The sequence below is a fragment of the Pedobacter alluvionis genome (assembly GCF_003664035.1).
Taxonomy (GTDB): Bacteria; Bacteroidota; Bacteroidia; order Sphingobacteriales; family Sphingobacteriaceae; genus Pedobacter; species Pedobacter alluvionis.
In genome coordinates, this window is sequence record NZ_RCCK01000010.1 from 413,350 (window position 1) to 425,930 (window position 12,581).

Genomic DNA, 12,581 nt, shown 5'->3' on the forward strand with positions numbered 1-12,581 from the left:
AGTGATTTATATTGACTTTATGAAACAAATAAGCCCTGAGGATGAAACTATGCTCTACTTAAATTAACAACATTCCCTAACTTAAACACTCAAATTTAAACCAATGAATAAAAAAGTATCTATTTTCTTATCGCTGCTGGGGCTCTCACTTTCCCTATCTGCACAGCAGCAAGACAAATCGTGGTCGATGGTGAAAGGGAAGATCTCTTCGCCATGGGCACAGGAAGTTAACCCTAAGAATGTGTTGCCAGAATATCCTCGCCCTCAGCTTGAGCGTACTGGTAACTGGAAAAACCTTAATGGTCTTTGGGATTATGCCATTTCCGGAAAATCGCAGCGTCCGGTCATTAACCAGGGTAAAATTTTAGTTCCTTTTGCTGTAGAATCTGCGCTTTCTGGTGTGGGTAAAACGGTTGGTAAAGATAGTTTATTATGGTATAAAACCGTATTTACAGTGCCTTCGAACATGAAAGGAAAAGAAGTTCTGCTTCATTTCGGTGCTGTTGACTGGAGATCGACCGTTAGCATCAACGGCAAAGAAGTAGGGAAACATGAAGGCGGTTTTGATCCTTTTAGTTTTAACATTACCCCATTTTTAAATAAAAGCGGTAACCAGACCTTAACTGTAGAAGTTTGGGATCCGACAGATGAAGGACCTCAACCAAGGGGTAAACAGGTTAAAAGACCTGAAGGCATCTGGTACACTCCGGTAACCGGTATCTGGCAAACGGTATGGATCGAAGCGGTAAACAAATCACATATCGATCACATTAAAGTAACCCCTGATATTGATCAGCAATCATTGGCTGTTACGCCAGTTTTAAAGGGAGCTGCTTCAGGCGATCAGGTAAAAGTTTCGGCCTGGGATGGCACGACAAAAGTTGCTGAACAAACCGGTGATGGTAGCGGTACAATTACTTTAAAAATTGCCAATCCAAAGTTATGGAGTCCTAAAAGCCCTTTTTTATACGATTTAAAAGTAGAGTTGCTCGGCAAAAACGAGAAGGTTGATGAAGTGAAAAGTTATTTCGCCATGCGTAAAAGCTCAATTGGCAAAGACCAGAACGGTATACAGCGTATGTTATTGAACAACGAATTTGTTTTTCAGTACGGTCCGTTAGATCAGGGCTGGTGGCCAGATGGGCTTTACACCGCGCCAACTGATGCAGCCTTGAAATTCGATGTAGATAAAACCAAAGAAATGGGTTTCAATATGATCAGGAAACACATTAAGGTAGAACCAGCCCGTTGGTATTACTATTGCGATAAAGCGGGAATGCTGGTTTGGCAGGATATGCCGAGTGGCGATCTGGGTAATGGCTGGGAAAACCGTCCGGGTATTTTAGATCATGGCTCGGATAAAAACAGAACTGCGGAATCGGAAGGATATTACAAAAAAGAATGGAACGCCATTATTGATGCACTTTACAATGTACCTTCGATTGTAGTGTGGACACCTTTTAATGAAGCTTGGGGGCAGTTTAAAACCGTAGAAATTGCCAAATGGACTAAAGAGAAAGATCCATCAAGGTTGGTGAATACGGCAAGTGGAGGTAACTTTCATCCGGTAGGTGACATTATCGATCTGCACAATTACCCACATCCAGCTATGCCAAGTCCTGACTATTTTGGCAAAGATTATGCCCTTGTATTGGGTGAGTTTGGCGGCCTTGGTCTCCCTGTCGACGGGCATGTGTGGCAACAGAAAAATAACTGGGGTTATCAAAGTTTCAAAAACAAAACTGACCTGTTTAACAAATACGCAGAGTTTGCCAAACGTTTAGAAGAATTAATTCCTTTAGGGCTTTCTGCCGGAGTGTATACCCAAACTACTGATGTTGAAGTAGAAACAAACGGATTAATGACCTACGATAGAAAAGACATTAAATTTTCAGAAGCACAGATGAAGGCTTTGCACGATAAATTATACCAGATTAACGTACCGGTGCAGAAATAAATTAATAGAGATAAGTCGTCATTGCTAGAAGGCTTTATGCCGCGCAATGGCGATTAATTAAAAATTCAAATACATGGTAATGATGAGAAAAAAAATAAACTTTTCCTGCTATGCTGCCTTGGCGGTAATCGCTAAACTTCTTCTGATCACGAACCTGTTATCGGCACAAAGCGTTATAGAACCCGTAATTGCAGGAGATTTTGCTGATCCATCTATTATTCGGGCGAATAACCAGTATTATGCTGTGGGTACCTCTTCGGAGTGGGCACCTCATTACCCTATTTATACCTCGAAAGACCTGTTAAACTGGAAACAGACAGGTTATGTTTTTGAGAAGGCCCCAGCATGGACATCGGGTTCGTTTTGGGCACCGGAATACGATTATCATGATAAAACCTATTTTATTTATTATACCGCGAGAAGGAAAAAAAACAACGTTTCATGCATTGGTGTGGCCACTTCAAAATATCCCGATCGGGGCTTTATTGATCAGGGTATTATTATAGACTATGGAAAGGAAGCAATCGATGCATTTGTTTACCTTGACGGCAATACGCGTTACATTACCTTTAAAGCTTATGGCTTGGATAAACGACCAATTGAGATTTTAGCTTTTAAACTCTCTAAAAATGGACTTAAAGTAGAAGGAGAGCCATTTTCTTTGCTTAAAGATGATCAAAAGATTGGTTTGGAAGGGCAGAGTATCCTGAAAAAAGAGGGTTATTATTATCTTTTTTATTCTGCCGGGAACTGCTGTGGCGCGCAATGCGATTATAATGTAAGGGTAGCCAGATCAAAATCTTTTGCCGGACCTTACGAGCTTTATGCTGCCAATCCCCTGTTAATGGAAAATGAATATTGGAAATGTTCAGGGCACGGTACCTTTGTAAAAGCTGCAGATGGAAAAGATTATTACCTCTACCATGCCTACAATAAAAAGACCAATGTTTTTTCAGGCAGGCAGGGAATGTTAGCCCAAATGAACTGGCCAGCGAAAAATGCATGGCCGGTTTTAAAAGAACAATCAGGTCCAAGCCTTAACCGGGATTTGAAACTGAACTTCACTAGTCCCCAAATTGATAAAAATTGGCAATGGGATTTTAGAAACTCGACGCCAGGAATTTTGCAAAAGAACGGGCAGCTTCATTTATCCGGGATTATTAATAAAGATAACCTAAGCGGGATAGCATTAACGGTTAGACCTATATCAACAACTTTTGAAGCGATTACGACAGTAACAAATACCAATAATGCACTAAAAGGTTTAGTGTATTATGGCGATGCAGGCTCGGCTATAGGCATTGGCATAGCTGGAAATGAAATAGAATTTTGGAAGGTAGAAAATAAAACCAGAACAGTGCTTGCAAAGGTGAAAATACCAACAACAGTTCCGGTTGAGTTTAAAATGAAAACCGCAGATGATTTAAGCTTGCTTGTATTTTTCAGGAAACCTAATGAAGAATGGCAAAATGTTCCGGTAAAGGAAAAAATTACGGTTAACTTTTTACCACAGTGGGATAGAAGCCCACGTATTGGTCTTCATTTTAATGGAAGTGTTAGTCAAGACGCTGATTTTTCCACTTTTGAATTAAAGTATTGATTTCTGTGCCGTCAGATGTTACCATCTGACGAATTTGAATTTCTGTTTATGATGCAGTGAGATACCACTAAGAAATCCGATGAAAAACTGAACTCACATTTGCATGACAAAAAAACGAAGGTTATTATGCCCTTGCCAGTCTAAACTCATTGTAACACATTATAATATTAAACCCGAGGAAAATGATGGTCTCCGAACTCACTTTCAATCTATTGATGTCAACTCCTAAAATAGAAGAAATAAACAGCGTAGAGAAAACCAGTATTGCACTCAAAAATATGCTGATAAAAGCCGAATGCAGCAACATCGTAATCCTGAATAGGTTTGCCTGAAAGAAATATTCGGCGTTGCGGATCATCTGTACCAGATTAACGATAATGAAAAAGCCGATAAGCACTACATAAATGTTCATATAGGGCGTGGCATTATCCCATGCCAACAGATCAAAATATCCTTTCGAAGCGAAATAAATAATAATTCCGAGGCAAATCAGGCCTTTAAAAGCCATCCAGAATTTTTTGCCAGAAAGCAGCAGGTATAATTTGGGGTATTTAACGCCGTCGACATAGTGGGCGATTCCCAATAATTTAGCAGATGGAGGTATAAAAGGATTAAACATGCCTAACAGTATAAGCATAATGGTACTCATAAACTGAAAAATGGCATCACTGATTAGCCGCTCCATTTTTTCCTGATTAAGTAAGGTATCGTTTGAATAGGTAAATATCGATAACGAGATAAGTATAATAACCACAAGATGAAATATTACACCAGCATAATTGCTTAAAACGGGTTTGTTTATTTGCTGTCCTTCGGTAGTCTGCGATTTGTTACCTAATGAGAATTTAGCAGATAGTGCTTTAAGCGCATTGGCAGTGCCCCTTGCCATCAGCGCAATGGCAAGAACAAAAATTCCGATACCAATAATAAAGGAGGCGATACCTGCGGCTTCAAAGCTGTATAATCCAAGTAGAAAAATAAGCGTTCCGATGCTAAGCGCCATATGTTTATACTTGATTTTGGTTAAACCATGCATGTTGAGCAGAATGGTGTAAAACAGTCCAAATGCTGCACCTATTGCGACGGCCATTAATAGTTTGGCTATGATATTTCCAAGCATAGTTTAGATAAAAAGTTGTTTGCTAACGATATCAAATTTTTACTTCTGTAAGGCCATAGAAAGTACAGGAAAAGGTTTTCCTGCTCCATCCCGCTCACTCCGTTCGTAGGTTACAAAACCAAGTTTTTCATAAAAACCTACTGCTTGTTCATTCTGCTCGTTTACATCTACCGTATTGACATCATGTTCATCTTTTGCAAAATCAATCAACGTTTTACCGAGCCCTTTTCCTCTGGCATCGGGATGGATAAAGAGCATCTGGATCGATTTTTTGTTGATGCCTATAAAACCCATTACCTCTTCTTCATACTTAACAGCGTATAATCGTACCTGATCAAAATATTCAGTTAAAATCAGAGAGCGGTAGGTCATAATATCATTCTCAGAAAGAAAATGGTGTGTTGCTCTTACCGAACTTTCCCACACTGCAATCAGTTTTTCATAATCTTTTCTACCTGCAGCTACGATTATTGCTTCTTTCATTCAATGAATATTAAATTATTTTTTTCCTGTATTTAAGGTGCAAAGTATTCGTTAAACGTTAAATGCGGTGAAAAGTTTGCGCACTAACATATAGCATTTTGCATCATGAATGAGCATAGGTGATCTCAGGTGGTCAGAAAATATTGAATAATTAAAGTCTTAAAATTTTTTACCATTAGGAAATTAAGGTAGTTAAGAATTTTTATCGCGATATCCATTCCATCTTACGCCTTCCATGTAATCACCTTCAATTCGTCACCCACGTTGATTAGCCCAGCTTTTTTGTGCAGTAAATTCTGTCCGAATATGATTTTTTTACCAACTGTACGGTAACCGGCCAATGTCCTCAATGGTTCCTGTCCTTTTTCACCTGTTTGCTGATCGATGGTAATAAGCACACATCGCGCGCATGGTTTTACTGCCGAAAATAAAACCTGACCGATTTGAAAATCCTTAAAACTGTCCTCAATGTGAGGCTTACCACCTGTAAAAACAAAATTTGGACGGAAACGGTTCATAAGAATGGGCTCATCGAGTTTTTCATTGAGTCCATCAAGAGAAGATTGACCGATAATCAGACAAGGATAACCATCGGCAAAACTTACTACTTCATTGTTCGATGCATATCTTGGGTCTACCATCCTTTTTTCCGCCATCGGCATTTTTACCAGCCTCACCTTAAATTTCAGGAAGTTAGAAAACCAATGGCTTACCGTTTTATTTACTTCGAGTGCAGTGGCGGTATCGCTCCAGATGACAACTGAAATTTGTTCCCCGGTATCTTCATCCAAAGAAAAGGATATGTTTTGCTCAGGCAATTTTTTATGAGAAATGCTTAATTTACCATTTGCAATACTTACCTGTAGTAGCGCCAGTTCAAAATGCTTCCGTTGGGTAATAAAGATACCTTCTTCGTCAATAAGCATCCATCGCCTGTCGTATTGTAAGCCGCTTTCTTCAAGTGTTGCTGACTGAAGACTAATGCCTCCCAGCGATTTGATGGGATAAATATTGATTTCAGAAAGGAGAAGTTTGTTCATGTTTTAAAGATAAATCACTTTTTTGATTTTATCTGATTTCTCATTTTTTAACAAAAGAAAAAGTCATGTTGTCGAGATGTCTTAATGTGTTTTTTATTTCTTCAATATTTGGATAAGATCTAATATTTTGAACAAGAAAGCACAATATGTTCAATTTTTTAAATAAAATGGACATATTTTGTCTTTAGTTTTAAATTAGCTCGCTTATAATTCTTGCAGTCTATATTTCATTCTGAATGAATTTACGGACTAGAAAACAACGATATCAAAGATTAATGAACTTGTAAGATTTAAAAAGCGTATTAAATGCCGGAATGACTATAAAATTTCGATATCCTTCTGCTCAAATACCTCAAATATCTGCTCATTTACCATGCTTCGGGTTAAGTCGGCTTTAGAAATATCTTTACACCAAAAATAGATGTTGATATTGCTCGTGAGTTTACTTACCGGACTGATCATAATAATAGGCTCTTTGCTGATAAAAACATTGTTGTTCTCTACAATAATTTCTCTGATCAGGCTTACCACTTCAGTAGAATTAAAGGGTTTTGCAATTGATAAAGAAATATCTACCCGCATCTGGTTATTACTGAGTGTCCAGTTGATGATGTTGTTAGATAAAATAGAGCCGTTAGGTATAATAATTTCAGCGCCCTCATCACTAAGCAGGGTACTGGCGCGCACGCCGATTTCCTTTACCCGTCCTTTTTTATTGCTCAGTTCTACAATGTCTCCTATTCGGATGGTTTTATCAAAAATAAGGATAATCCCCGATACAAAATTGCTTACAATATTCTGTAAGCCCAACCCAATTCCCACGCCCAACGCACCCAGAATAACTGTGATTTTATCGATTGGTAGCCCGGAAGCTGCAACCGCGATTAAAAAGCCACCAATTAATAACACCAAACGGGTTACCAGTAATTTCGAACGCTCTCCTTTGTTATCCTCAAAATTATCATCGCCAGTATCGCCAAAGAAATAGGCAATGTATTTTTGCAAAAAGTTGGCAATCCAGATAATACCCAAAAACAATACAATACCCCCAAAGGTAAAAGAGAAACTGCCTATAACTCTTTTTTCAGTCAGGATTTCCATTACCGATTCGTAGAGGCTGTTGAATATATTCAGGTTGGTGGTAAATATTACAAACCAGATAATAGTGGCACCAATACCTGTAAGCCTTTTAAGTCCTGCAATTACAGGCAGCCAGTCAAAATACTCCGGAAATCCCTTACGAATCCTGCTGCTTTTCATCTGCAGCAAAAAGGCTTCTACCAATACTTTCGCCAGGATGGTTAACGATATGGCATTCAAAAGTGAGCTAACCCCGGTTGAATAAAAAACCTGCGTGAGGGTAAAACGGCCAAATAAATTACAAAATGTGGCAATGATGGCAAAGCCAACATATATAAATCCTGTGACGAGGATCATTCTATATCTTTTGGTTTTTTCATCAAGTATTTTCCATACTATAACACCGTAGGCAACTGAACTGATCGTTAAGAACAGCAGGAGCCAGCGCTGGTATCTTGGCGGCATACCCAAAAGACGTAAGAACACCGGAGCAAGAAGAAGTATCACAAATATGCACCAATAGTAAAATAACTTTGGGTTTAACTTTTTGCGAAAATATACAGTAAGCAAAATCGCGAGAATAATTTCTACTGCTTCTATGTATAGTGCAGGCGCCCTCAAATCGAAAATAGGCGCTAGTGCAAAGAGCATGATGAAAGTGATTAAATAGGGCTGCGGACTAATCAGCGAAAAACTATCAAGCGTTTCTAAATGGCCACGCTTTTTTACGCTTCTAAAATTGAAGAATACCCAAAAGAAAAATATGGTACAGGTGAAAAATAACAAGATTCTGCTGCTTCTTGTATATACGAAATAATACCGCGATATTTCCTGCTCTCCTTTAATGAACTTACTGAAGCCCATGCTTTTATTGGCCGGCCTGTTTACCGACTCCCATAAATAACGGCGCTCTTTACCAAAAGCTTTAATGCTCACCGCATCGAGTTGGCTATCGGTAAGATACATTAACTCTTTAATATTGATGAGATTGGATGAAGTTCTGGCCTGTAGGTTGTTGATTGATAAGGTAGTCGTTTTCAGCAAGCTATCCATCACTAAACGTTTCTTCTTTAGTTCTGCAAATTCACTTTTAAACATAACCTGCACCGCAGGTACTGTAAACACTTTAATCAGTACAGTATCTTTACGCAGGTTAAGAATTTCGGTTTTTAATGCCCGTAATTCCTTTTCATATTCATCAAGGTCTGCTAAACAATCTTTGTTATTGCTTTGTAGTTCAGCTAATAAGGTTTGATCCATCTGCAGGTTTTGCAGATTTGGGTACCTGTCGCGCTGTGTCAAGCGGTTTTTTAGCAGTGCTAACGCGGTTTCATCCTGGATTAAATGTGCTTCTATAGGTTTGAGTTTCTTAAATGAACCAACCGTTACCGGCACTTTATTAACCGTTTCAAATACTTTTTCCAGGTGTGTAAGGTAATCGCCTTTGGTCAGCGTAGCAGAATCTGAAAGAATAGATACATCCTGCCCCTTATCTGGTAACCTGTCTTTTTGTGCAAATGCATTACCCGTTATAAGAAAGGTAAAAAGCAGGAGTATCAGAATTCGGAACAGTATCGAGAAATTATTTATTGTTATCATTGGATTACAGCAGTATTTGGAAATATCCTTTATTAAGGATATATATCGCCAAAAATAAGGATTAGAATTGATTTTATGTCCGGTGGTTTTGGCTATTTCATTTACACTGAAACATTAAAAATGTCAGAGCATTAATGACAGAGAGAATTTTATGAAAATAATACTGGAGTTTAATAAAAATTAAATAATTTCAATTAGCATTTGCTATTTACAAGTTTAAAAGTATATAAAGGAGACCTATCGTGAATAAATTTTTAATAAAATACAGTTTTGTTTTATTTCTATCCAGCTTTTCCATTACGGTAACTGCACAGGCCACGCGGCGGATTGTGAAAGATTTTGATTTCGACCTGAAAAAAGATACGATTTCCATCAATAGCGATATGCGCACGTTGGAGTGCAGCTTGTCTACACAGCACTATAAGAAAATAATAAGCAAAACCATCAGGCACCTTAATTTTGGCAATATGCTGGTGGCTACCAAAAAAGGTTTTGAGTTTTGGAACGATTACGGGCGATCGGGCTTTATAAACGTGTTCGAGTACAATAAGACAGATAAAAAAATGCAGTTGGTAGGGATGAAAAGAACAGACTACGAGTTAAGTGGTACCTACCCGGGCAAAAACGGAGGTAAATCGAGTGTAGATCTGTTGACAAACAAATACAGTGCACAATTTAATGTAGTGCGCAACAACAAGATTGTTAAATTGCCCCTGATTACAGGCATGATGGTGTTCCCGAAAACGTATCTGCAAACCTTTAGCGATGATATTAATTTTAGCTATGAAGAGAAGTGTGTAGCCATTTACAACAGTTACCAGCTAAAAAATAAATAAAAGCTGCAGGGAATTTACAATAAACAATAGATGAAGAAACAGACTAAAATTATCCTCGGGATTTTAGCGTGCATGATGATGATGGCTGGAGCGTATTGTGCATGATTATCGCGAAGGGCAAGTATTTAATTAATTCCCAATGCGCTGAATTTAAAAAAGCAAGTATCAAAAAAGATCCGGTAAACGTTTACCGAAATTCCAGGGGTAAATTAGTGGAGAGATCTTTAGCATAGTTCAAAGATCTCTCCACTACGCGTTGCTCCGGTCGAGATGACGACTTTTCCTTAGAACCTGTTATTGATACCTTGTCGAAGGGCCTTTAAATACTTTTAAGTTATTTCCACTACTTCTCCCGATTCGTCGGGAAACTCAATATGCCAGGATTTAAGTTGAAATCATATTTATGATACACCTCTTTTTTCTAATGTAACTATAATTAGCGACGCCTATGCACCACATACAAAAGTGATGCATTAATTAAATTAAGGGATCAGATTCCTGATTGCGGGGATTTTGTTCCGGAAAACTATTCTTATCGAAATGATGGTGACGATAAAAGTTTGCACGGTCAATCTCTACAATTTCATCCTCTATCCGCAATGCCGCCGGACTGCCGATCACGTTGCGGATTTGGTTCTCCAACTCAGGCGTAACTTCACCAATAATATATCTCGGCATTGCCCTGAACTGATCATGGTGAATATCGGGTAAAATAACTTCTTTTTTACCTTCACCTAAATTTATGAGGCCGATGGGGATCAGCACAGCTTTTTCCTCCAAATCTTCGCCCATATCAGCAAGCTCCACAATAACGTACCGTATTGCATTTTGCTCGGGATCGAATAGGAGGTCGCGCACCTTTCCAACCGGATCGCCAGCTTCATTTCTTACCGGCCAACCTTTAATGTCGGCCTCGCCATCTGTTAATTGATAAATACTTTTTGAGAGCTCTTCTAAATTGCTGTATACAATAGTTCCTGAATTCATAATTGCTTTTTTTAAAGGGGCTAATTAATACCATGCCCATTTTTACAACAAGTTTTTCAGAAGATGGTTTGTATGTTAATGCACCGGTTTACAAAAAATGGAGTGCTTAAACGAATATCGTAAAGTGAGTAATTGCTTGTAAATACTTGTAAATTAGTGTTTTGTGCTGTTGTTGAATTATTTGGAATACAACAAGATATTAATCAAAATAATTTTTATCAGATGGCTACCATACTGTTTTACAGTAATTGTTGTATAATAGTTAAAATAGAATCAGAAATTAATGAAGAATATAACTGAATTTAAAAATTCATTAGAAAAAGATAGGCCAGAAAGCAACATGTCGGTTCAGCTGCGGGCACTCTGGTACGATGCTAAGGGGGATTGGCATACGGCCCATAACCAGGTGGACCATTTAGGCGATGTTGCCTCAGCCCGCATCCACGCCTACCTGCACCGCAAAGAAGGCGACATCTGGAATGCCGATTATTGGTATACTAAAGCCGGAGAGAAAAGCCCCCAATTATCATTAGATCAGGAATGGGAAGAATTGGTACAGCGGATTTTATCGTGACAGGCGTAAACCACCTATCATCTAGCTCATATAAAAGTAAATGACAGTGAGTAAATTGGGGAAATGATGCTGGAAACGGTATTCATCTCCACAATCTCCAATCCTTTTTATTTGGCAGGCATTTTAAATGAAGGTGGAAGCGAAGTTTCATCCGCTGCCCAGCGTTTATTCGGACTTTTAACCATTACCAGCTCCAATTTGCCCCTCGCATTAAACTATTTAGCCTGCTTGCGTCTTACTCCGGTAAAATGTAATGCTTTTGCCAAAGATTATGCTGCAGCTTATGATTAAGCGCCGTATAAACAAAAAAAGAGCGATGAATAGATTCCATCGCTCTTAGACTGTTAAATTTTAACTATTATTTTGCTAATGAAGCAGTTTGTGTTGTTTCGTTTACTGGCGAACTCATTTGCGTTTTTATTGCGGCAAATCTGTCCAGATTCAATTTTGGTGTGCTTCCCATTACCAGGATATGTTCTGCTGTAGCTCCACTTAATTTTAAATCTGCACGACCTTCAATTACGGTATATAAACTTTCTGTATTTGAATTAATCTCGGCAACAGCATCTCCTTTTAAGAATAACTGAAGGTATTTCGAATCCAGTTTACCTGAAGTTTTTACCACTGCATTTTCAGAAGCCTGTACCCTGTAAATATTTTTTACATAAACGGTAATCTTAGCTGTATTACCATCTGCCGAAGTGATTTTTAGTGCATGCCCATCCTGGATCACTTTTACTTTCCCAGTGTTATCGTCATTATAACTTACACTTTCTTTTTGTCCTTGTACCAATGTAATTTCCACATTTCCATTTACAATAACCTGGCTGATGTTTTTAGGGGCCGACATTTTGATTGGCTGTTTCTCGTCTGCCATTACATTTGTGGAGAAAATAGCAGAACTTAAAACGATAGCTGCTAATACTGATTTTGTTAGGGTTTTGATAGAGGTTTTCATAATGCTGTTGTTTATATTTTTAATTAATATTTTGTGATTGTTTTGTAGATAAGACACCACTATCGGCAAAACGTTGCAGCAGAAAATCCTCAATTATACCAACCCAGCTTAATTCTCGACGAACAGGTTTAAAAATCAGGCGAAAAAGTGTTCGTTTTCTGAATGAATTCTACAATTGCTTGATTTTGCGGGCAGGTACTAATTTAAAATTCCAGAAATTAACCAATTACTAAATAGATATAGAATTGTCCTCCTGAGAGATAATTTATGGTATAAATCAATATGAATGACAGGTGATTTTAATGAACTGTAGGATGCGAGAAGGCTTTTTCAGCCGACGAAGCAAT

The 12,581-nt window shown here is 38.3% G+C and carries 11 protein-coding genes; 5 read left to right on the plus strand and 6 right to left on the minus strand.

The window, feature by feature from the left end; translation table 11 throughout:
• Window positions 1–103: 103 nt before the first annotated feature.
• Window positions 104–1,957, plus strand: a complete 1,854-nt coding sequence (locus BCL90_RS01810; protein WP_121282246.1) for a glycoside hydrolase family 2 protein — start codon at window positions 104–106, stop codon at window positions 1,955–1,957.
• 79 nt (window positions 1,958–2,036) lie between these two features.
• On the plus strand, window positions 2,037–3,557 hold the full coding sequence (locus tag BCL90_RS01815) for a glycoside hydrolase family 43 protein (RefSeq protein WP_166792154.1): 1,521 nt from the start codon (window positions 2,037–2,039) through the stop codon (window positions 3,555–3,557).
• Between the two features lie 124 nt (window positions 3,558–3,681).
• On the opposite strand, the gene BCL90_RS01820 is transcribed toward BCL90_RS01815, so the two are convergent.
• The 4 genes from BCL90_RS01820 to BCL90_RS01835 form a co-directional block, all read right to left on the minus strand.
• Window positions 3,682–4,677, minus strand: coding sequence for a hypothetical protein (locus BCL90_RS01820; RefSeq protein ID WP_121282248.1), 996 nt, complete (start codon window positions 4,675–4,677; stop codon window positions 3,682–3,684).
• Between the two features lie 39 nt (window positions 4,678–4,716).
• Window positions 4,717–5,160, minus strand: a complete 444-nt coding sequence (locus BCL90_RS01825) for a GNAT family N-acetyltransferase (protein ID WP_121282249.1) — start codon at window positions 5,158–5,160, stop codon at window positions 4,717–4,719.
• A gap of 224 nt (window positions 5,161–5,384) precedes the next feature.
• Complete coding sequence (locus tag BCL90_RS01830) at window positions 5,385–6,200, minus strand: MOSC domain-containing protein (protein ID WP_121282250.1); 816 nt, start codon at window positions 6,198–6,200, stop codon at window positions 5,385–5,387.
• A gap of 318 nt (window positions 6,201–6,518) precedes the next feature.
• Window positions 6,519–8,879, minus strand: coding sequence for a mechanosensitive ion channel family protein (locus tag BCL90_RS01835; RefSeq protein ID WP_121282251.1), 2,361 nt, complete (start codon window positions 8,877–8,879; stop codon window positions 6,519–6,521).
• 242 nt (window positions 8,880–9,121) lie between these two features.
• Here BCL90_RS01835 and BCL90_RS01840 point away from each other — a divergent pair, with 242 nt between their 5' ends.
• The gene (locus tag BCL90_RS01840) at window positions 9,122–9,715 is read left to right on the plus strand and encodes a hypothetical protein (protein WP_121282252.1); all 594 of its coding nucleotides are present in this window, start codon (window positions 9,122–9,124) and stop codon (window positions 9,713–9,715) included.
• A 477-nt stretch (window positions 9,716–10,192) separates the two neighbouring features.
• Here the strand turns inward: BCL90_RS01840 and BCL90_RS01845 are convergent, their stop codons facing one another.
• Entirely contained in the window at window positions 10,193–10,702 is a 510-nt protein-coding gene (locus BCL90_RS01845) for a PRC-barrel domain-containing protein (protein ID WP_121282253.1), read from the minus strand.
• Between the two features lie 283 nt (window positions 10,703–10,985).
• On the opposite strand from BCL90_RS01845, the gene BCL90_RS01850 reads away from it, so the two are divergent.
• Window positions 10,986–11,276, plus strand: a complete 291-nt coding sequence (locus BCL90_RS01850) for a hypothetical protein (protein WP_121282254.1) — start codon at window positions 10,986–10,988, stop codon at window positions 11,274–11,276.
• 63 nt (window positions 11,277–11,339) lie between these two features.
• Complete coding sequence (locus BCL90_RS01855) at window positions 11,340–11,567, plus strand: hypothetical protein (RefSeq protein ID WP_121282255.1); 228 nt, start codon at window positions 11,340–11,342, stop codon at window positions 11,565–11,567.
• Between the two features lie 67 nt (window positions 11,568–11,634).
• On the opposite strand, the gene BCL90_RS01860 is transcribed toward BCL90_RS01855, so the two are convergent.
• Window positions 11,635–12,234, minus strand: coding sequence for a GIN domain-containing protein (locus BCL90_RS01860; protein WP_121282256.1), 600 nt, complete (start codon window positions 12,232–12,234; stop codon window positions 11,635–11,637).
• Window positions 12,235–12,581: the final 347 nt, after the last annotated feature.

Bases quoted from the DNA above. Each gene is read 5' to 3' on its own strand.
- BCL90_RS01855 (WP_121282255.1), top strand. From the start codon at position 11,340: ATGATGCTGGAAACGGTATTCATCTCCACAATCTCCAATCCTTTTTAT.
- BCL90_RS01825 (WP_121282249.1), bottom strand. From the start codon at position 5,160: ATGAAAGAAGCAATAATCGTAGCTGCAGGTAGAAAAGATTATGAAAAA.
- BCL90_RS01815 (WP_166792154.1), top strand. From the start codon at position 2,037: ATGATGAGAAAAAAAATAAACTTTTCCTGCTATGCTGCCTTGGCGGTA.
- BCL90_RS01835 (WP_121282251.1), bottom strand. From the start codon at position 8,879: ATGATAACAATAAATAATTTCTCGATACTGTTCCGAATTCTGATACTC.
- BCL90_RS01820 (WP_121282248.1), bottom strand. From the start codon at position 4,677: ATGCTTGGAAATATCATAGCCAAACTATTAATGGCCGTCGCAATAGGT.
- BCL90_RS01845 (WP_121282253.1), bottom strand. From the start codon at position 10,702: ATGAATTCAGGAACTATTGTATACAGCAATTTAGAAGAGCTCTCAAAA.
- BCL90_RS01860 (WP_121282256.1), bottom strand. From the start codon at position 12,234: ATGAAAACCTCTATCAAAACCCTAACAAAATCAGTATTAGCAGCTATC.
- BCL90_RS01850 (WP_121282254.1), top strand. From the start codon at position 10,986: ATGAAGAATATAACTGAATTTAAAAATTCATTAGAAAAAGATAGGCCA.
- BCL90_RS01810 (WP_121282246.1), top strand. From the start codon at position 104: ATGAATAAAAAAGTATCTATTTTCTTATCGCTGCTGGGGCTCTCACTT.
- BCL90_RS01830 (WP_121282250.1), bottom strand. From the start codon at position 6,200: ATGAACAAACTTCTCCTTTCTGAAATCAATATTTATCCCATCAAATCG.